Source organism: Flavobacteriaceae bacterium GSB9, from assembly GCA_022749295.1.
GTDB lineage: Bacteria > Bacteroidota > Bacteroidia > Flavobacteriales > Flavobacteriaceae > Flavisericum.
The window spans coordinates 2,664,460-2,683,787 of sequence record CP062007.1 but is presented as its reverse complement, the minus strand read 5'-3'; the positions used below and the strand labels follow the sequence as shown (position 1 = coordinate 2,683,787).

Here is a 19,328-nt window from a genome sequence, read left to right as displayed (position 1 = left end):
CCTAAAGATATTGCATTTTAAAAAATAATTGTCCGAAAAAAGCAAACACTATTTTTCATCGGGTATGCCTTCTAGAAAACCTTATTTATTTTTTCTGATTTTTCAAATGTGCTAACCGATTATGGTTAACAACACCAGAATAACTGTTAATAAGCAACTGTAATTTTGGATTTATATATGTTTTGCAAAATGGCTTCTCTGGGTTGCTGAAATAATAATTTTGTATTTGTTTCCTTGAAGGTTTAAAACTTTTAAATGGCATCACTCGGGTTATAATTTCTGTTTTGAAACAGTCTTGCAAATCTGAAAGATGCCTTTTACAAATTAAAGCCTGTTGGTTTGTAAAAGTATAAATAGCCGAACGGTATTTTTTTCGCATGGAATGTAAAGACGATCTTTTATGGGTATTCAAATGAATTTCAATTAACGTTTCAAGATGAATTTGCTTTGGATTGAAGTGAACAATAACCGCCTCAGAAAAGGCTCGGTTTTCATCTTTTGAAGCGACAAAACCTTGCTCGACCTGCTCCACACCAAATAACGATTGAAACACTGCTTCGGTACACCAATGGCAACCACCACCAAACGCTATTTTACTTAAAGCAGCCATATTACGAACTGCACGACAACATAGAACAGCCTACTTTATGGCGCGCCCACTCTGGTCTTTTAGCATACCATTTTTCGTATTCGGGTTGCTCGGAATAGGGCTTTTTTAAAAGTTGAAACAGTTCATCAATTAATTTGTAATCCCCTTTTTCGGCATCGTCAATAGCCAATTGGGCCATGTAGTTTCTAAGCACATATTTGGGGTTTACTAAATTCATTTTTTCCTTACGCGATTCATTGGAAAGCGCTTCCAAATTCAACCTCGATGCATAACGATTAAACCAATTGTTCCATTTTTGTTTAATGTCTTCTGAAAGTTCATCTAGGTTATAAAATGCCTTTTCTACAATCTTCAGTCCTTCGGAAGTGTCAGGTTTAAAATTGCTTAAACTTCTAAAGAAAATAGTCATATCGGTTTCGGCAAGCAAGAGGTTGTCTTCCAATTCTTGAATTAGTGATTTATCGAAAACATCGTCTTCAACTAAGCCCAATTTAGATTGCATCATCTTTAAAGACTTCGCATCAAATTTTGTTTTATAGTCATCTAAAATCGTTTGAAAAGGCTCGGCTTCTTCCACTAAAGGATAAAGTGTATTAGCCAATTGGTATAAATTCCATAGTCCGATATTGGGCTGATTTCCATAACGGTAACGTTTATGTTGGCTATCTGTAGTATTCGGTGTCCAACCATAATCGAAACCTTCTAACCAACCATACGGACCGTAATCGATAGTAAGCCCTAAAACAGACATGTTATCGGTATTCATCACACCATGCACAAATCCTACGCGTTGCCAATGGATAATCATATCGAGAGTGCGTTCTGAGACCGCTTTAAAAAACTCGATATAACTATTCTTTGAAGGTGCTCCCAAATGCGAAAAATGGTGTTCTATGGTGAAATCAACCAACGTTTTTAGGGTATCATAATCCTGTCTTGCAGCAAATATTTGATAGCTACCAAACCGTAAAAAACTTGTTGCCACACGAGTCACTATAGCACCTTTTTCATAAGCCGGATTGCCATCGTACATGACATCGCGCAAAACGCTATCGCCGGTTAAAGCCAACGATAAAGCCCTAGTTGTAGGAACTCCCAAATGGAACATGGCCTCGCTGCACAAATACTCCCGTATGGATGAGCGTAGCACGGCCAGCCCATCAGCTGAACGCGAATACGGCGTTTCGCCCGCCCCTTTTAATTGAACCATCCAATGTTTATTTTCATGCTCTATCTCAAAAAGGTTTATGGCGCGGCCATCGCCCAACTGTCCTGCCCAATTACCAAATTGATGTCCGCCATAACACATGGCATAAGGTTGGGTATTTGGATATATTTCGTTTCCAGTGAACAGATTCAAAAACGTTTCACTCTTAACTTCATTCTCTTGAATACCTAGGCTTTCCAACATTTCTGGTGAAACGTGTATCAATTCTGGGTTTGAAGTTTTTTTTGGAGAAACATAAGAATAACATGCATTTAACACCTGCCGTCTTGAATTCTCTTTTAAAGAATCTGCGGGTAAATCAATATTAAATCTATCGTTTATATTAAGTTTCATGTGCTCAGTTTATCGGCATGTAGCTTTCTTAATTTTGCCAATTTTGGCGTTATTACAAAACTACAAAAGCCTTCTGTGGTATTATTGCGATAATAGTTTTGGTGGTAACCTTCGGCTTCATAGAATACATCCAACGCCTTTATTTCAGTAACTATGGGGTCATCATAATAAGGTGACACCTTATCCATAATATTCTCGGCTGTAGCTTTTTGGCTTTCATCATGATAAAAAATAACCGAACGGTACTGCGTACCGTGGTCTCCACCTTGCCTATTTAATGTGGTTGGGTCGTGGGTAGTCATGAAAATGAACAATATATCTTCATAAGAAATAATGTTAGCATCAAAGGTGATTTGCACCACCTCAGCATGCCCCGTTAGTCCCGAGCAAACCTCACGATAGGTTGGATGCCCCGGAGCATTACCTCCAGAATACCCAGATATTACTTTTTTAACGCCTTGTATTTCTTGGAATACCGCTTCGGTACACCAAAAACATCCACCACCAACGGTAGCTACTTGTAAATTTTTATTTGTCATTTGTTGTTTCCTTTTCTAATTGCATAGATTCTGAATTAATACAATATCTTAAACCACTTGGCTCTGGCCCATCGGGAAATACATGTCCTAGATGTGCATCGCAGGTATTGCACATAACCTCAACCCTTACCATACCCAATGTGGTGTCTCTTTCATATTTGATAGCATTTTCTTTTATGGGTTGGGTAAAACTAGGCCACCCGGTGCCCGAATTAAACTTTATTGTAGAGTCGAAAAGTGGCGTATTGCAGCACACACAGCTATACTTTCCTGCTGCATAAACTGAACAAAGCGCGCCACTATGTGGACGCTCGGTACCTTTAAGCCTAGTTATTCTAAACTGTTCGGGTGTTAATTGCGACTTCCATTCAGCTTCGGTTTTTTCAACCCGTTTTTCTGGCTCTGGGTTTCCATTTACAGAAAAATTTATAATATCTTTCCAAGTTATCATACTAATTCAGTCCTTTCTTTTTTATATATGTCTAATAAAAACTTTAACACTTGCATAAGTCGAAAACAATTGCAGTTTCTTACCGATACAATCTTTATAGACTAAGCACGTATAATATATTTAAATTTTAGTAATTTGTATTGAAAAATCAATTTCATTTATGTCGAAATTAATAGAAGCTACAGAAAAGTTTGTTTTTGAGTTATTTAAGCAAAAACTGGATAGTACATTTTTATACCATAACCATACCCATACCGAGCGTGTATTACGAAGTGCCAGAGAAATAATTGAACATTCCGACATAGACAAAAAAGATGCTGAAACAATAGAACTTGCAGCACTATTGCACGATACGGGCTACACGAAAACACACGAGAACCACGAAGAAGAAAGTGTAAAAATAGCCACGGCCTTTTTAAAGGAAAATAACGTTGACACTGAAACTATAGAGGCTGTAAGTTCATGCATTATAGCTACAAAACTCAAAATTGTACCTAAAACCGAAATTGGTAAAATACTGAGAGATGCAGACTCTTCCCATTTTGGGAAAGCATACTTTTCTGAAGCCAGTGAGTTTTTAAGAAAAGAACTTGAAATTCAAGGCATAAAAACCTATTCGCCATCTGAGTGGCTTAACGAAAACATAAAAGTACTGACCAAAAAGCATGAATTCTACACAGATTACGCCTTGAAAAACTGGCAAAAGGAGAAGGAAAAAAACCTATCTAAACTCATTAAGGCAAAGAAAAAGCAAAAAGAGAAGCTGCTAAGAGAAGAAATAAAAGCTAAGTATAAGGCGCAATATAAAAACGAAAGCCCCGAGCGCGGCATACAAACATTTTATAGAGTGGCTTTACGCAACCATATAAAATTGAGCGATATTGCAGATACCAAAGCCAATATTTTACTTTCGGTAAATGCTATTATTATTTCGCTAGTGTTGGCAAACCTAATCTCTAAACTTGACAATAACCCATATTTAATTTACCCAACAGCTATTTTCACGTTGTCTTGTGTAATATCTATGGTATTATCCATTATTGCTACCAGGCCAAACGTAACAAGTGGCGAATTCACTAAAGAGGACGTAGCCAATAAAGAGGTAAACCTTACTTTTTTTGGTAATTTCCATAAAATGGGCCTCAAAGAGTACGAGTGGGCCGTTAGCGAATTGTTAAAGGACAAAAACTATGTTTATAAATCGCTTACCAAAGACCTTTATTTTCTTGGAAAAGTACTGGAACGAAAATACAGAATCTTAAGAATTACCTATACCATTTTTATGATTGGGATGATTATTTCTGTTATTTCCTTTGGAATAGCGTTAAAAAGCAATGGTGCAGAAATAGAAAGTGTTTTGCCAGAAGACCCTACATCATTTTTATATGACCATGAAACACGAAAAACGAACGTAACCGCATACCTGTTTGCTGCTTAAACTTTAATTTCTTTCATTAAATCATCATAAGTGTAAAGGGCTTCATCATCATTTTTGTTATGATAAAGAATACCAACCCTAATGGCTTTTAAACCTGTAACACCCTGTAAATCTTCCAACTCTAAAATTTCGACATCTTTATTTAATGCTTTTTTACTTTGAAAAAACCTGATGTATCTTAAATATTCTTCTTCGTCTTCTTTTTGCGAATACACTATGGTAATTTTTCCATTTTGCGTAATGCGCTCTTGAGTACCTTTTATAAAGGCCTTATCTACACGTTTTTTAACTACTTCGTAGCGCGCATTGTAGGTACCGTCTACATCAAATTGTTTTTCGTCCATTCTAAACCTTATGGAAAGGGGTTGATTAAAAACCAATATCATGGAGGCTACATCGAGCGTTATTGGGTATAAGTGCTGATTACTGTAATATTCGTTTTCCATTTCGCACATTACCTGCAATTGCCAAAGCCTTAGGTTGTACAAATAGACTGGATTAAAACTATCGGTCTTGGTAATAGACTCACCAATATACATGTTATGCTCTACACCGTCTGTTTTAAAACGCTCAAAATAATGCGGGTACATGGCCTGGGCTGCTTTTTGCTTTTCATCTAATATAGAAGCCATGTTTTTGTTTATAAGCATTATGGTTTCATCATAACGTTTACGATGGTGATACACCATGTTTAAATCGCTATCTACCCTTTCAAAATAACCACGTATTTCCTGCTTTAAACCTTCATTCTTTTCCAACTGATATTCTAGTAAAGGCTCAATATCTTTTTTTAAGAAAGCCACTATACCATGTTCACTATCTACTTTGAAATCTGTTTTAAGACTATTAACAAAACTCCTTATTTGAAAAAGAATTTCTTCATAGATTGGTAAAGGTTCAAGTTTACTAATTTGGGAAACTATGTTTTCGGCCAATGATAGTTGAAGCAGAAGGTCTTTTTGGGTAGCCAAATTCCGGGCTTCGGAAGAGCCTTTGACATCTATTTGCCCAAATAGAGGATATATATCATCAAAAACAATTTCCTGAAACGCAGCCTTGCTACCTATGACCGATTTATCCTTTAAAAACTGACGTGCAGCTGCAACAAATTTCCAATAAACACTGGAATGTATTGATGTACATTCTTGCTGTATTATGGCTTCAATAGTATTTTGCTCTTCGTTTTTTGAACGTTCAACCGCAGACACTATAAATGGCATAACATCAACCAATTTATTGGCATTTATACTGTTTAACACCATGGGTTGGGTTGATACGATTTCTAAAACCCCCATAACACCATCATCATTGGCAATAGGTGCAAAAATAGCGCTTTTTATACCTTGTTTGTTCAAACGAACAATATGAGGCTGTTGTTCGGTACCACTAAGCATTTTATCTACGTTGGATACAGTAATGTACTTCTTTTCAGTCATTAGGCTTTTGTAAGATTGTCCACACATCACTTCCAGACATTTTGCGCTATCGTTATTTCCTAACAAAAAACTGTGCAAGCCAGAATTGTGTACACACTCAAATGTACTTTCTTCTTTGTTATATAAAGAAAAACCGGCCCTAAGATTTTTTATCCCCAATAATGAGCGGAAAATCTCTTCAAAATTATCCATAAACCCCTCATCATTGCGCTTACCACCAACAATAAGGCTCGATTTTATGTTTGATATCGATTGATCATCGGTAACATCAAAAATATTGGATATTACAAAACCCTTAAAAATATAACTTTGGGGCGGAAATTTTTCTCGCCATAAATCTATATTTTCAAAATTGTCCAATAGTTCATCAAAATCACCTTTTGTAATTTTTTTGGCCCTTTCCGTTGGAATAATTTCACAAAAATCACCGTTGTACAAAATCTTATAATAGCGCTTTATGCCATTCACATCGGGTATTTCGTAGAAAAACGGTCTTTTAAAATTAAGATTATAACCATAATAAAAATTTAGAATAATGGTACAGGCGATAATATAGGTATCGTCTTGAGGCATGTTTTTTATTTGAAGCTCGAAGTTATCACCGGCCGTTTTGATAATGTTTTTGAAGCGCTCTGACGAATTAAAAATTAAATTATGTAGCGGCACCGATGCCGTTTTAATTTCATTATTGGTTAATAACGGACTAAACGTATCTTGAAGCACAAAACGAATTTCGTTGGCGCGTTCTTTTAAAACAGACGTTTCACTAAAACCATTACGCAATTCTGGGTAGGCTTCAACGCTTTTTAAAATACGCTTTGCCTTGGCCGCTACAAACTCGTTGTCTCCTTCTGCTAAAGTCTCGTATTGCTCTAACAATTTATTAAAACTAACGTTTAGCAATAACGGGGATTCAATTCCTGTATTAATATCCATTTAACTAAAATTCTAATAAACGTAAAATTACGAAATATTGGGTTAGTCGATGTTAACCAAGCCTAATAACATAAAAAATTAAAACTTAAGCCCTTTTGTTTTAGGTTTAATGTTTTAAAACAAATAATAAAAAATGGTTAGTTTACCGCTGGGCAATTGCAATCGTATGATTTTCTTCTGCAATTAAAGTTATAACCCAAGGTTAATTGGTGAAAGCCTCCATTGGTAAACACCACTGAGTTGGTCTGGTAAGTGTACGTATAAGCAAACATAAAGTTGTTGTAGTCTACACCCAAAATTGGGGTAATTTGCTGTAGCTTTTGACTATCGATTGCCCCTGAATCTGTTCTAAATTCGGCTCCGTCCAAACTTTGCCTATAGGAAAGTCCACCCCACAATTTACCAAACTCCATTTGCTTGTAAACTTTACCATTAAAATCGAGTGTGGTTTCCTGTGTACCGTCTCTATATTGCAACATTACAGAAGGTTCGTAACTCCAAGAACTTCCATATTTGTTAAATACATTTCCAACAGAAAGTAAATAGCGTCTTAAGTTACTGGTTATTTGAATATTGTTGTTTATTCCAGAATTCTTCAATAGATTTTTAACCGTCGCATGGGCATAAAAATCAAGAAAATGGTATGAAAAGCCAAAATCTATATTAAAATTAGTTTCGTTTTGAACAATCCCGCTAATTATTGGATCTGAAATAGGTGCGTCACCTAAAAAGTCTGTTTCATCCAACTGGTACTGTATAAAACCGGCACTTAAACCAAAAGACAACATGTTCAAGTCCGTTTCGGTTCTAGAAAACATAATATGATGTGCATACGTAGCATAAGCACCTTTTTGCGAATGATAGCCGTTTTTATCGGCAAACACAATACCGCCAATACCCGATTGCGAATCACCAATCCTTCCATTCATATTTAAGGTTAAAAGTTTTGGAGCATCATCTTGTCCAAACCATTGTTGTCTGGCCGTTAGCCTAACTTTTGAACAGTTTGCAACACCAGCCATAGATGGGTGAATCAAGTAGTAATTATCGGTAAGATAATCGGTATAAACAGGCAACCCCTCTTGCGATGTAGATAATTTGGAGCATAGAAAAATCGTTATTGATAAAATAAAAATCCTTAGTTTCATAACTGATGTACCAAGTAGGCTTAGCTTTTACACATACGTCTCAGTGTTATAATTCACATTTTACACCGCGTTGTAATTATACTTTTTTGTACAATTTAAACTCACACAAAACTCAAATATATGATATCTAACGTTTTCTTTTAGTATTTTTGTAAAAAATTAGCTAAAATGAATACTTACAAGGTTTCTGTACAAGAAACATCAAATAATGCCATACTAAAATTCGAAGTAAACCAGTTTATTACCAAACATCAAAGTTTCGAGTTTAATAATATTGACGAAGCCAAGCATTCGCCATTGGCCCAACAACTATTTTACCTTCCATTTGTAAAAAAGGTGTATGTCGCTAGCAACTTTATTGCTGTTGAGCGCTACAACATTGTTGAATGGAACGATGTACAAGGTGAAGTTGCAGAACAAATTGAAGCCTATTTAAATGACGGCGGCGTTGTGGTTGAAGAAGAGGCTGCCCCTAAAAAAGTACCGGTTACCGTATATGCTGAAAGCACACCCAATCCAGCGGTAATGAAATTTGTGGCCAACAAGAAAATTGTTAACACCATGTTCGAGTTTACCTCAATAGAAGACGCCAAACTATCACCATTGGCCACGCAATTGTTCCATTTTCCATTTGTAAAAAGTGTTTTTCTGGACGAAAACTATGTTTCGATAACCAAATTTGACATTACCGAATGGCAGGAAATCACCATCCAGCTGCGCGAATTTATAAAGGATTATATTGAAAGAGGCGAAGAAATCGTATCTCCTGATGCAGCCGAAAAATTAGAAAAATCTACCGAGCAGCTCGATCACCGTTTCGATAATTTGGATGATACATCTAAAGAAATCGTAAACATACTTGAAGAATATGTAAAACCGGCCGTAGCTAGTGATGGCGGTAATATCCAGTTTATCTCGTACGACCAAGACACTAAAAACGTAAGCGTTTTGCTGCAAGGTGCATGTAGTGGATGCCCTTCATCAACCCTTACCCTGAAAAGTGGTATAGAAAACATGCTAAAACAAATGCTTCCCGGAAAGGTTGAAATGGTAGAAGCCATAAACGGATAATTAGAAAAACATAATAACCAAAGTGAAAGCGCTCCTTAAAGAGCGCTTTTTTTATGCTATTTTAATTAACTTTGAAGGGCATTCAATATTTTGAGTATTTTCAGCATGACCTCTCTATCGATATTTTAGCACTATTTGTTGTCCTCGAACATATCTACTTCCTAATCTTGGAAATATTTTTATGGACCAAGCCCAAAGGCATCAAAGCATTTGGTTTAAAATCAAAACAATTTGCTGAAGACACCAAAGTACTGGCGGCCAACCAAGGACTTTAAAATGGATTTTTGGCCGCTGGGCCTATTTATTCCATGATTCAAAAAGAAACTAATACTGCTGTTTTTTTTGATATGAGTGACGCTTGCCGGAATTTATGGGTCTTACTCATCACAACGGATAAAGTTATTTTACATTCAGGCCATTCCCGCTATTCTTGCGCTATTAAGCCTAGTTTTTAAAATTTAACTATATTTTCACATTTAAAACAATTTGTCCTTTTCAATAAATTTAATTTTGTATAACTAATAATTAACTTAAATATTTATGGATTTAGAAAATGTAGACACAGAAAAGTGGATTGACCTTGCAACAGATTACGGCTTAAAAATACTCGGTGCCATTATTATATGGATAATAGGCGCTTGGGTAATAAAAAAGCTGTTAAAGGCCACCAGAAAAGTCATGACCAAAAGAAACTATGAAGAAAGTCTTCAAAAATTCCTAATGAATTTATTAGGTTGGACTTTAAAAGTAGTTTTAATTATTGTAGTACTGGGCACTGTTGGTGTTGAAACCACCTCGTTTGCGGCTGTTATTGCTGCTGCAGGTTTGGCTATTGGTTTAGCGTTACAGGGTTCTTTAGGAAATTTTGCCGGAGGTGTTTTAATTATGATTTTTAAACCCTTTAAAATTGGCGACTTTATTCAAGCTCAAGGCGAATCTGGTACCGTAAAGGAAATTGAAATATTTACAACCAAATTAACTACGCCAGATAATAAGGAAATTATTATTCCAAATGGAAGCCTTTCTAACGGCAATATTACCAACTACAGCACAGAAGACACACGCCGCGTAGATTTTACTTTTGGAGTTGGATATGACTCAGACATTAAGAAAACAAAAGAAGTTATTCTTAGAGTGATTAATTCCAATCCACAAATATTGAAAGATCCTGCCCCTGCTATAAACGTATCGGAACTAGCAGACAGCTCTATAAACTTTTTTACCCGTGTATGGGTAAAGAAAGAAGATTATTGGGCCGTGAATTTTGATATTATCGAGCGCACCAAAGAAGCGTTTGATGAGGCAGGAATCGATATTCCTTATCCTCACCAAGTGGAAATTCAAAAACAAGGCTAAAACCTATTTTTTATATCTTAAATACAATGCCCTGTTACAGGTTTGTAACGGGGCTTATTTTTTAGATTTCAACGCTACAAAATCCTTTAAATAAAAAGGTTCAAAGTAGGCCACATCTTCGGTGTCGTTTCGTTTGAATTTTTCATAGGCCAATTTGCCCATTTCGTTGGCCGACGGCAATTCGCCTTCAATAAAAACGGCGTTGCTATGTTCAATTAAATTTTTAGTCTTTTCAACACCATTGCCCACAAAATGTACCTTTCCGTTGTTTAATGCTTCTGCGAATGCATTTTCATCTAAAATCTGTGCTTGGGTTTCCCGAATTTGTTCGTGATTGTGATTGAAAATGGCCGAATACACTTCCATTCTTCGGGCATCAAGCATAGGTACTATAATGCCTTCTTTAGCAGTCACTTTATTGGCCAAGGCTTCTAAAGTAGATATTGAAAGTAGTGGTTTATCCAAAGCAAAACAAAGGCCTTTGGCTGCCGAAACCCCAATGCGTAACCCTGTGTACGATCCCGGTCCTTTGCTAATAGCAATAGCCGATAAATCTTCGCCGACAATTTTAGCCTCCTTTAAAACAGCATCAATATAAACGTGAAGTCTTTCGGCATGCGAATAACTTTTATCGTTGTCTTCCTTTAAAATAATGGTTTCGCCGTCTTTGGAAAGCGATACTGAACAATTTGTGGTTGCGGTTTCTATGTTAAGTATGTAGCACATGTCTATTTAAATTATTATATGGATGCCCCAAAATAAAACTCTAATACCTTCATCCCAAAAATATAATCGAATTTAGTTCGAATAACATCCGATTGTGCATTATCTAACAGGATACGAGATTGATTTAAATCGAACGCGTTAGACAAGCCTAAATCATAGCGCTCTTGCGCATAATTGAAAGCTAACTGTCTAGCTTCTTCAACCTTCAGAGCAGCATCATAAGCTTTTTTTGCATTTTGTGCATCATTATATGCCTGGTATACTGTTGACTCTAAATCGAGTTTAGCTTGTTTTGCCTGATTTTCCAGTCGCTTTACATTAATTTCACTACGTCTTATACTATTTCTTGTGCTAAACTGATTGAAAATTGGCACATTTAGGCGTAATCCAACAGCTGTTCCATCAAACAAGTAAAGCTGGTCTATAAAATTAATTTCTTCTCCTGTAAATGGATTAATTTGCGAACTAGACCACCGTGCATTGTAACTCACAAACCCTGAAAGTGTAGGATAATAGCTAGCCTTAGTTATTTCTAAATCTTTTTTGGCCAAATCTAAATTGGAGGTTGCTATTTTTATATCATTAACGGTTTCCTTGGCTTTCTCAACAATCTCTTTTGGTTTTTTCGATAACATGTCAGCAGGCACTATGTCGTAATCCATATCAACAACATCAAACATTTCATAATCTTTCAATTGAAGGGTCTGGGCCAAACCTAATTTCGAAATAAAAAGGGTGTTTTCCGCTTGAATAATCTGTTGCTGCTGTGATGCATCGGTAGCCTTAATCTCTAACAAATCGCCTTCTGGTAAAACCCCAGATTCTACAAGTTCTGTTGTGTTTTTTATATTTTCTTTCGTTATTTTGTTTTGACCCTGTAATACTCTGAGGCGCTCCTTATTCGCCAAGATTTGTAAAAATGAATTAGCTACAAAAAGCGAAATATCGTCTTTCATTTTATCCAGTCGATAACTGGCAGCCATTTTATTAAGTTTGGCACGTTGGAGGTTTTTCCAATTTTGTAGTCCCGAGAAAATATTGATTCCAGAACTTATGCCACCAGAAGAGGACTGGAAGGTTGAGTTTTCAAATTGGTTGGTTGCTGGATTAATATTAGCTCCAGTATTTATATTATATGATGCATTAGAATTTAAATTGGGCAAAAAATTATAAACAGCCTGTTTTTTATCTAAATCTGCTAAATTTTGGTCTAGCATGGCTTGTTGCACCGATATATTATTCTCAATCGCGTAATTTACACATTCCTGTAAAGTCCATTTTTTTTGTTGGGCGAAAGACCACAACGAGCATAACAGTACTGCAAAAAGTATAGTGCGTTTCAATTTAATGGTTGCCATTCTCTTCTTCTTCTTCATTATTGTCTTTTGATGCTTTATTCCAAACTTTTATTTTATCACCTTCGTTTACACCTTCTTTTATCTCAACATTAATACCATCTGAAATGCCCAATTCTACATCTTCCTTTTTAAACTTATTATCGCCTTCCAATATTTCAACAAAAGGTTTTTCGGTAATACGGTTATATTGAAGCAAAGCTTCCCGAATGGCCAACACACTATCTTTGCTTTCTAAATCCATTTCGGCATTGGCACTGTAACCCGCTCTTATATTCACATCGGAACCTATTTTAACATCGGCTTTTATGGTAAACTGTACGGCGCCATTTTCTTCAATACCCTTTGGAGCTACAAAAGTTAGTGTCGCAGGAAACTCTTTGTCTTTTATGGCGCCCAAAACCACTTTTATGGCTTTCCCTTCTTTGAGTTTGCCCACTTCAGCCTCATCAACTTTTCCTTCAAAAATCATTTTACTCATATCTGCAATGGTTGCAATGGTTGTACCAGCGTTAAAATTGTTACTTTGAATCACTTGGTCGCCCTCACGTACTGGGATTTCCAAAATGGTGCCTTGAATTTGGGCAACGATATTGGTATTCGCCGAGCTACCTCCAGAAATGGAGCCGCGTTTAATAATTTGATAATCATTTTGTGCCTGTGTCAAGGTTTCTTTGGCCTGGTTATAAGAAAGCTCGCTGTTTTCAAAATCTTGTTTTGAAATTACCCCTTTTTCGAACAGCGCTTTGTTGCGCTCATATAGCGTTTTGGCATTATCGAACGACAACCTTGTTGATGATATCCTACTTTTGGCACTTACCAGACTTTGCTCGTTGGGCACCACTCTTATCTTGGCTATTAAATCGCCCTTTTTAACCACATCGCCTTCTTCAACTAAAATTTGGTCGACAATTCCCGATATTTGTGGCTTAAGCTCAACTTCTTCCTCGGGGTTGAGTTTTCCTGTGGCCACCGCCTTTTTGTTTATAGACGTATAAAAGGGCTCTTCTACCTTGTAATCTATGATATCTTTTGAATTAGCATCTTTAAAGTATTTTAACACAAACGCCAGTGTTATGATAGCGACTAATACTAAAATAATTTTTACTGTTTTATTCATTTTTTTGATTGTTTATTCTTCTCTTAATGCTTCTATGGGTTTTACACTAGTAGCTTTAAATGCTGGGATTAAACCTATTAAAGTTCCTAAAGCTACTGAAATAATTAACGCAACAAATACCACACCAATAGATACGGATGCATTAACAATGGCTGCTTCGTCGCCTTGCCCAAAAAAATGGTCCAACAAAATAAGAATCCAGCCTCCGGTAATGATTCCAAAGAAACCGGCCACCAAGGTTAAAAATACGGCTTCAACCACAATTTGCCTTTTAATTTCAAATGGCGTAGCGCCCAAAGCACGGCGCACCCCTATTTCTTTGGTGCGTTCTTTTACGGTTATCAATAAAATATTGCCAATAGCAAAAACACCGGCCACTAATGTCGCCAACCCCACAAACCATGTTAAAAACTGCATACCTGTTAAAAAGCCGGTAACTTTGGCAAACTCCTTCCCGATGTTAAAGTTCCTAAAAGCCCTTTTGTCTTCTGGATGCACATTGTTTAAATTTCGAAGCAGCAATAATGCATCCTTTTCTATTTGCTGAATATCGAAATCCGGCTTTCCTGTAATCATTAAAAAGCCTATTTTTTCACCTTGGTTGTAAACCTGCTGAAATGTGGTAAACGGTATATGAATATCTTCACTCGGACCAAAATTAACCTTACCTTGATCGTACATGCCCACAACCATGTAATTGATGTTATTAATTTGAATGTATTGCCCAATGGGATCTTGATTCTTTTCAAAAAGCTGTTTATAGATGCTTTCTGAAATTACAGCTACCTTTTTGTGGTCGTCGATATCGTTTTGGTTAATAAAACGTCCATGCACGAGTTTCTTTTTTTGAACTTGGTCCAACACGGGATAGTCGCCCATAACATTAAAAGTCCCAGAAAGAAAATTTCTTACTACCTGTCCTTGATTCATATTTCTTGGAACCACAAATTCGATACCTTCAATATTAACTTTAACCTTTTCAATATCGGTTAACGTTAACTGTACACGCCTTCCCTCTTGAAACCCTTTAAAGGGTTTGCCCGTGGCGCTACCCATTACAAATACACTGTTGGTAGCAAAATCGCCAAACAAACGGTTAAAGGCATTTTCTAAACCGCGCGCTGAACCTAACAAACCAATGAGCAATAAAATACCCCACCAAACGCCTACCATCGTTAAAATAGAACGGAGTTTATTTTTATTGAAGCTATCAAAAACTTCTTGCCACGTATCTCTATCGAATAAAAACCTAAACATCACTAATCGTTTCTTAATGCTACAATGGGTTTAATTCTCGATGCCTTTTTTGCCGGCACATAACCTGCTATGGCACCTGCAAGTATCAATACTGCGGTAGCTCCAATCACCAAATTATTACTTACACCAGGATTTTTTATAAAGTATTGCTCCAAATAAGGTGCTACCCATTCCAATACACCAACACCAATTAACAAACCGATGTATCCTGCTACGGCTGTAATAAGTATTGATTCTATTAAAATGATGGATACTATGGATTTTGGTGTGGCACCCAAGGCCTTTCTAATACCAATTTCTTTCGTGCGCTCTTTAACTATAAAAATCATGATATTGCTGATGCCTACTACTCCTGCGATTAAAGTTCCAAAGCCTATTACTAATATTATTATAGTTAGGCCGTAAGTCATCATATCCACTTGTTTCATGCCCTGTGCCATATTGCGAATTCTGATAGCCCTTTGGTCGCTCCTGGCCACCGAAAAACGCTCTTTCAGTTTTCTGGTTATAGCATTTCCGAATGCCAATGCCTGATTACTGTTCATCTCGGGATTGTAGGTAAGGTGCATAAAATCGATAAAATCGTTATTGCCATACAAAAATTGGGCTGTAGTAAGTGGAACGTATATTACTCTTTCTTCGTTGTCGCCTTCATCATCGGTAAAAACACCAACTATTTTAAAGGCAATTCCGTTTAAATTAATGTATTTGCCAATGGCCATTTCCTTTAAAAACAATTCATTATAAACGACTCGACCAATAACAGCGACTTTGGTTTTGTTTTGTAAATCGTTTAAGTTGATATACCTGCCCTCGCTGACTACATTATTTTCAATAAACATATATTCTGGATGTACGGCCCGCATTTCATACGTATTCTTTTCGCCCTTAAAGGTGGCCATAACACTTCGGTTTACTTTACTTGTTATGTATTGCACTTTGTCGCCAAATTCATCTAAAATGAAATTATAATCGTCGTTTTTAAATTGAATTTGTCTTCCTGCTTGAAGTCCGTCGTGCGCCTTAGTTGTTCTTCCTGGAAAAATAATAATGGAATTATTGGCATCGGTTCCAAAAGCTTCGGCAAAATAGTTTTGCAAGCCATTAGCAATACCAAAAAGAATGGCAAATAAAAGAATAGCAAACGACACCGTGAAACCAGACAATAAACTTCTGGTTCTGTTCTTATTGATACTTTGGAGTATTTCTCGCCAAAGGTCTAAATCAAACATGTTGGCGTGCCCTTACTTGATTGACTTTTTTGTCCTCCATGATTACACCATCGCGGAGTCTAACGATTCGTTTGCACATATTGGCAATATCTTCCTCGTGGGTAACCATTAAAATGGTTTTTCCCTCATCGTTTAATTGCTGTATAAAATCCATGATTTCATAAGAAGTTTTGGTATCTAATGCACCGGTTGGCTCATCGGCAAGCAGCAGTTTTGGGTTTGCCGCCAATGCCCTAGCTATAGCCACACGTTGGTTTTGTCCGCCCGATAATTCTTTAGGCAAATGTTTTGCCCACTCCGCCAAACCTACTTTTTCTAAATGAAACATGGCTTTTTCTTGACGTTCTTTACGCTTCATTCCCTGATAATACAGCGGAAGCGCTACATTTTCTAAAGCATTCTTATAATTGATAAGATTGAAGGATTGAAAAATAAAACCTAAAAACTTATTTCTGTAAACGGCAGCCTTCTTTTCGGTTAGGTTTTTAATTGGCAACCCATCCAAAATATACTCACCCGAATCGGCTTCATCCAGCATGCCTATGATATTTAAAAGGGTAGATTTTCCTGAGCCCGAAGAGCCCATTATGGCGACCATTTCACCTTCTTCTACTTCAAGGTCTATACCTTTTAAAACATGTAAACTGGAATCTCCTATAGGGTAGGATTTGTGGAGTTGGTGGATTTTTAACATAATCTTGTTGATTTAGTAGGCCTTAAAACCTAAAAGTAAGACTAACTACACAAAGAAATGTTACAAAAAACGCAAATAAAACTTTTTATTACTTTTTTAACGTATTGTACTTACGGTAAATAACATAGCCTATACCTGCCACCAAAATATAAGGTATGGCCATAAGATAAACAATACCGTCGTTAATGCCTTCGGCAGCGGTTTGTCCTTCTTCGCTTTCCAAAACAGCACGACACATAGCACATTGGGCGTTAGTCTCTATAAAAAAAGCAAAAGCACATATTAGAAAAACAGCCTTTCGTTTCATTGTTATGCGTAATAAGGTGAAATCATAATATAAACAATAACGCCAGAAATAGCAACATATAGCCATAACGGAAATGTTATTTTAGCTATTTTTTTATGCTTTTCTATGTTATTGGTAATGGCTCGCACATAAGTAATCAGTACAAACGGAATAATAATTATAGATAGCAATATATGCGTAATCAAGATGAAATAGTAAACATACTTCACCAAGCCTTCGCCTCCAAATTTGGTTGAGTCACTCGTCATGTGGTAAGCGACATACATCACTAAAAAGGCAACCGAACACCAAATAGCGGTTGTCATTAAATTTTCATGTAGCACCAATTTTTTATTCTTAATAGCAATAAAGGCAATAATCAAAATAACAGCCGTTAAACCGTTTATGGTAGCATAAATAGGCGGCAAAAAACTTAAAGGTTCGACATTAGGTATTCTAACACCAAATAAAACAGCAACCACTACTGGTATTAAAATAGATAACACCAAAATTAATTTGTTATATTTCTTCTCGTCTAAAATTTCTTTTGAATTATTCATTTAGCAATTTTTTTATATCTTCTTTAAGCAAGCTTATTTCTTCTGGCGCACCATCGTCATCTACCTTTTCTTCTTCAGAAGCGATACCGCGGTAATAAATTATAGGGTTACCAAAATCATCTTTTCTCGACCGTATAAACCCATTTTTATCAATAAGTGCAAAATTTCCAGAATGCTCAAAACCGCCTGCTACACTTTCCTCTTCGGCTGTGTATAAATTAAATCCTTCGTTAGCCAATTTGTAAATGGCATCTTTATCTCCGGTCATTAAATGCCAATTAGGATTAGTAATACCATATTGCTCGGCATATGCTTTAAGGACTTCTGGTGTATCATGCGCTGGGTTAATGCTAAACGATGCTACCCCAAAATCTGAAAAATCTTTAAATGTATTTTGAATTTGAACGAGGTTTCTGTTCATTCGAGGACAAATAGTTGGGCATGTGGTAAAGAAAAATTCAATAACGTATACCTTACCTTTATAATATTGGTTGGTTATTGTTTCCCCATTTTGATTGGTAAAAGAAAATGAAGGCACTTTTTTAGGAACGCCGTTAATTTCAATAAACGCCAAATCGGAAGACGTTGATTGATTGTCATCAACATAATCGCTTCGGCTTTCTTTTCTATTGATATCACCTTCAGAAATTCTATCAACAATTTTAGGAATGAAAATAATTCCAAAAACCAAAATAATAAAGGCTATTCCAATGTATGAATAATTAGTTTTTTTCATTGCTATTATTTAAATCGTTTGCTCTACGCGTTTCAGAGTTGAACTCTCCTTTACGCTTTTGCCTGTATTCGGTAAACAAAATACGCATGTCTTCACTCATTTTGTTTTTTATTTCCGCTACTTCAATACAGTCGTAACTATTTAAGCCGTAAACAGGTTTGTTCTTTTTCAGTTCGTTGTCTGCCCTATCGTCTAATCTTCCGCGCTGGTTCAAATCTTTATCCACAATAAACACGTGGTCGGTCGATAAATCTTCCAAAAGGTTTTCTTCAATTTTCAAACTATTGAACAGCAACATTATCTGTTGGGGTGTACCAAAAACAAAATGCCAAAACCTTAGATCTTCATACGAACTGATTTCAGTTTTTAATTGCTCAGCTATCTCCTCGGTTCCTTTGGGTGCAACAATAACGATTTGAAACCGTTTGAAGCCCTTAAATTTATCGTAAACCAATTCCTTTAAATTTGATGCCCCTGTTGCGCTTTTCATAGGGTTTGCTCCTACAAAACCAAGCACAGTAATATGGTCTCTTAAAAGGATTTTCTCTTCAGAATTTGAAGTAAATTCTACTAAATCACTAACCGATTCGTTAACGATATCTAGCGGTGTATAGTTATGGGTGGCCGGATAAAGAAACAGAAGAAACGTTACAGGAAGAAAAAACAGAATTCCCAAAACAACGTACCGACTCACTTTTTTGTAATCCATAAAAACAAATGGTTTTTGAAGCTTAAAACCGCGCTGCAAAAATAGAAAAAGGCGGTTTAAAAACCGCCTTAATACTTTTATTTAACACTTAAATTCTAGTAGAATCC

General features: G+C 36.3%; 19 protein-coding genes and 1 pseudogene. 4 read left to right on the top strand and 16 right to left on the bottom strand.

Going from position 1 to position 19,328, the window contains the following annotated elements; translation table 11 throughout:
- Nucleotides 1-85: 85 nt before the first annotated feature.
- The 4 genes from GSB9_02359 to msrB are packed head-to-tail and all read right to left on the bottom strand — an operon-like array spanning nucleotide 86 to nucleotide 3,161.
- A complete protein-coding gene (locus GSB9_02359) occupies nucleotides 86-610 on the bottom strand; it encodes a peptide-methionine (S)-S-oxide reductase (protein UKM65788.1) in 525 nt (174 codons plus the stop codon).
- Nucleotide 611: 1 nt separating this feature from the next.
- Nucleotides 612-2,171 (bottom strand): YdiU family protein, encoded by a 1,560-nt coding sequence (locus GSB9_02358; protein UKM65787.1) that lies wholly within the window; start codon nucleotides 2,169-2,171, stop codon nucleotides 612-614.
- Nucleotides 2,168-2,710, bottom strand: a complete 543-nt coding sequence (msrA, locus tag GSB9_02357) for a peptide-methionine (S)-S-oxide reductase MsrA (GenBank protein ID UKM65786.1) — start codon at nucleotides 2,708-2,710, stop codon at nucleotides 2,168-2,170. Before msrA ends, GSB9_02358 begins: the two co-directional genes overlap by 4 nt.
- Nucleotides 2,700-3,161, bottom strand: a complete 462-nt coding sequence (gene msrB / locus GSB9_02356; protein UKM65785.1) for a peptide-methionine (R)-S-oxide reductase MsrB — start codon at nucleotides 3,159-3,161, stop codon at nucleotides 2,700-2,702. The genes msrA and msrB overlap by 11 nt, the downstream gene beginning before the upstream one ends.
- Before the next feature lie 160 nt (nucleotides 3,162-3,321).
- Here msrB and GSB9_02355 point away from each other — a divergent pair, with 160 nt between their 5' ends.
- Complete coding sequence (locus tag GSB9_02355) at nucleotides 3,322-4,599, top strand: DUF5706 domain-containing protein (GenBank protein UKM65784.1); 1,278 nt, start codon at nucleotides 3,322-3,324, stop codon at nucleotides 4,597-4,599.
- On the opposite strand, the gene GSB9_02354 is transcribed toward GSB9_02355, so the two are convergent.
- Entirely contained in the window at nucleotides 4,596-6,971 is a 2,376-nt protein-coding gene (locus tag GSB9_02354) for a GAF domain-containing protein (GenBank protein ID UKM65783.1), read from the bottom strand. The two genes, GSB9_02355 and GSB9_02354, sit on opposite strands and share 4 nt — an antisense overlap.
- Nucleotides 6,972-7,108: 137 nt before the next feature.
- Nucleotides 7,109-8,119, bottom strand: coding sequence for a type IX secretion system membrane protein PorP/SprF (locus tag GSB9_02353; protein UKM65782.1), 1,011 nt, complete (start codon nucleotides 8,117-8,119; stop codon nucleotides 7,109-7,111).
- Between the two features lie 168 nt (nucleotides 8,120-8,287).
- Between GSB9_02353 and GSB9_02352 the strand changes: the two genes are divergently transcribed.
- The 3 genes and pseudogenes from GSB9_02352 to GSB9_02351 all read left to right on the top strand — a co-directional run bounded on the left by GSB9_02352 (nucleotide 8,288) and on the right by GSB9_02351 (nucleotide 10,546).
- Nucleotides 8,288-9,190: a NifU family protein gene (locus GSB9_02352; protein UKM65781.1), complete on the top strand. Its 903-nt coding sequence runs from the start codon at nucleotides 8,288-8,290 to the stop codon at nucleotides 9,188-9,190.
- A gap of 116 nt (nucleotides 9,191-9,306) precedes the next feature.
- A pseudogene (locus GSB9_03340) lies at nucleotides 9,307-9,652 on the top strand (DUF1304 domain-containing protein).
- Nucleotides 9,653-9,730: 78 nt separating this feature from the next.
- Nucleotides 9,731-10,546, top strand: coding sequence for a mechanosensitive ion channel (locus tag GSB9_02351; protein ID UKM65780.1), 816 nt, complete (start codon nucleotides 9,731-9,733; stop codon nucleotides 10,544-10,546).
- A gap of 54 nt (nucleotides 10,547-10,600) precedes the next feature.
- On the opposite strand, the gene tsaB is transcribed toward GSB9_02351, so the two are convergent.
- The 10 genes from tsaB to GSB9_02341 form a co-directional block, all read right to left on the bottom strand.
- Complete coding sequence (tsaB, locus tag GSB9_02350; protein ID UKM65779.1) at nucleotides 10,601-11,272, bottom strand: tRNA (adenosine(37)-N6)-threonylcarbamoyltransferase complex dimerization subunit type 1 TsaB; 672 nt, start codon at nucleotides 11,270-11,272, stop codon at nucleotides 10,601-10,603.
- Between the two features lie 14 nt (nucleotides 11,273-11,286).
- Nucleotides 11,287-12,648 (bottom strand): TolC family protein, encoded by a 1,362-nt coding sequence (locus tag GSB9_02349; protein ID UKM65778.1) that lies wholly within the window; start codon nucleotides 12,646-12,648, stop codon nucleotides 11,287-11,289.
- Nucleotides 12,617-13,747: an efflux RND transporter periplasmic adaptor subunit gene (locus tag GSB9_02348; protein UKM65777.1), complete on the bottom strand. Its 1,131-nt coding sequence runs from the start codon at nucleotides 13,745-13,747 to the stop codon at nucleotides 12,617-12,619. Before GSB9_02348 ends, GSB9_02349 begins: the two co-directional genes overlap by 32 nt.
- Before the next feature lie 12 nt (nucleotides 13,748-13,759).
- Nucleotides 13,760-15,004, bottom strand: a complete 1,245-nt coding sequence (locus tag GSB9_02347) for an ABC transporter permease (GenBank protein ID UKM65776.1) — start codon at nucleotides 15,002-15,004, stop codon at nucleotides 13,760-13,762.
- Between the two features lie 2 nt (nucleotides 15,005-15,006).
- A complete protein-coding gene (locus tag GSB9_02346; GenBank protein ID UKM65775.1) occupies nucleotides 15,007-16,236 on the bottom strand; it encodes an ABC transporter permease in 1,230 nt (409 codons plus the stop codon).
- The gene (locus GSB9_02345) at nucleotides 16,229-16,930 is read right to left on the bottom strand and encodes an ABC transporter ATP-binding protein (protein UKM65774.1); all 702 of its coding nucleotides are present in this window, start codon (nucleotides 16,928-16,930) and stop codon (nucleotides 16,229-16,231) included. Before GSB9_02345 ends, GSB9_02346 begins: the two co-directional genes overlap by 8 nt.
- Before the next feature lie 88 nt (nucleotides 16,931-17,018).
- Nucleotides 17,019-17,237, bottom strand: a complete 219-nt coding sequence (locus GSB9_02344) for a hypothetical protein (GenBank protein ID UKM65773.2) — start codon at nucleotides 17,235-17,237, stop codon at nucleotides 17,019-17,021.
- A 2-nt stretch (nucleotides 17,238-17,239) separates the two neighbouring features.
- A complete protein-coding gene (locus GSB9_02343; protein ID UKM65772.1) occupies nucleotides 17,240-17,776 on the bottom strand; it encodes a DUF420 domain-containing protein in 537 nt (178 codons plus the stop codon).
- On the bottom strand, nucleotides 17,769-18,512 hold the full coding sequence (locus GSB9_02342) for an SCO family protein (GenBank protein ID UKM65771.1): 744 nt from the start codon (nucleotides 18,510-18,512) through the stop codon (nucleotides 17,769-17,771). Before GSB9_02342 ends, GSB9_02343 begins: the two co-directional genes overlap by 8 nt.
- Entirely contained in the window at nucleotides 18,499-19,221 is a 723-nt protein-coding gene (locus tag GSB9_02341) for a hypothetical protein (protein UKM65770.1), read from the bottom strand. Before GSB9_02341 ends, GSB9_02342 begins: the two co-directional genes overlap by 14 nt.
- Nucleotides 19,222-19,328: the final 107 nt, after the last annotated feature.

Excerpts from the sequence above, each read along its gene's own strand:
- GSB9_02359 (UKM65788.1), bottom strand. The coding sequence starts at position 610 with ATGGCTGCTTTAAGTAAAATAGCGTTTGGTGGTGGTTGCCATTGGTGT.
- GSB9_02358 (UKM65787.1), bottom strand. The coding sequence starts at position 2,171 with ATGAAACTTAATATAAACGATAGATTTAATATTGATTTACCCGCAGAT.
- msrA (UKM65786.1), bottom strand. The coding sequence starts at position 2,710 with ATGACAAATAAAAATTTACAAGTAGCTACCGTTGGTGGTGGATGTTTT.
- msrB (UKM65785.1), bottom strand. The coding sequence starts at position 3,161 with ATGATAACTTGGAAAGATATTATAAATTTTTCTGTAAATGGAAACCCA.
- GSB9_02355 (UKM65784.1), top strand. The coding sequence starts at position 3,322 with ATGTCGAAATTAATAGAAGCTACAGAAAAGTTTGTTTTTGAGTTATTT.
- GSB9_02354 (UKM65783.1), bottom strand. The coding sequence starts at position 6,971 with ATGGATATTAATACAGGAATTGAATCCCCGTTATTGCTAAACGTTAGT.
- GSB9_02353 (UKM65782.1), bottom strand. The coding sequence starts at position 8,119 with ATGAAACTAAGGATTTTTATTTTATCAATAACGATTTTTCTATGCTCC.
- GSB9_02352 (UKM65781.1), top strand. The coding sequence starts at position 8,288 with ATGAATACTTACAAGGTTTCTGTACAAGAAACATCAAATAATGCCATA.
- GSB9_02351 (UKM65780.1), top strand. The coding sequence starts at position 9,731 with ATGGATTTAGAAAATGTAGACACAGAAAAGTGGATTGACCTTGCAACA.
- tsaB (UKM65779.1), bottom strand. The coding sequence starts at position 11,272 with ATGTGCTACATACTTAACATAGAAACCGCAACCACAAATTGTTCAGTA.
- GSB9_02349 (UKM65778.1), bottom strand. The coding sequence starts at position 12,648 with ATGAAGAAGAAGAAGAGAATGGCAACCATTAAATTGAAACGCACTATA.
- GSB9_02348 (UKM65777.1), bottom strand. The coding sequence starts at position 13,747 with ATGAATAAAACAGTAAAAATTATTTTAGTATTAGTCGCTATCATAACA.
- GSB9_02347 (UKM65776.1), bottom strand. The coding sequence starts at position 15,004 with ATGTTTAGGTTTTTATTCGATAGAGATACGTGGCAAGAAGTTTTTGAT.
- GSB9_02346 (UKM65775.1), bottom strand. The coding sequence starts at position 16,236 with ATGTTTGATTTAGACCTTTGGCGAGAAATACTCCAAAGTATCAATAAG.
- GSB9_02345 (UKM65774.1), bottom strand. The coding sequence starts at position 16,930 with ATGTTAAAAATCCACCAACTCCACAAATCCTACCCTATAGGAGATTCC.
- GSB9_02344 (UKM65773.2), bottom strand. The coding sequence starts at position 17,237 with ATGAAACGAAAGGCTGTTTTTCTAATATGTGCTTTTGCTTTTTTTATA.
- GSB9_02343 (UKM65772.1), bottom strand. The coding sequence starts at position 17,776 with ATGAATAATTCAAAAGAAATTTTAGACGAGAAGAAATATAACAAATTA.
- GSB9_02342 (UKM65771.1), bottom strand. The coding sequence starts at position 18,512 with ATGAAAAAAACTAATTATTCATACATTGGAATAGCCTTTATTATTTTG.
- GSB9_02341 (UKM65770.1), bottom strand. The coding sequence starts at position 19,221 with ATGGATTACAAAAAAGTGAGTCGGTACGTTGTTTTGGGAATTCTGTTT.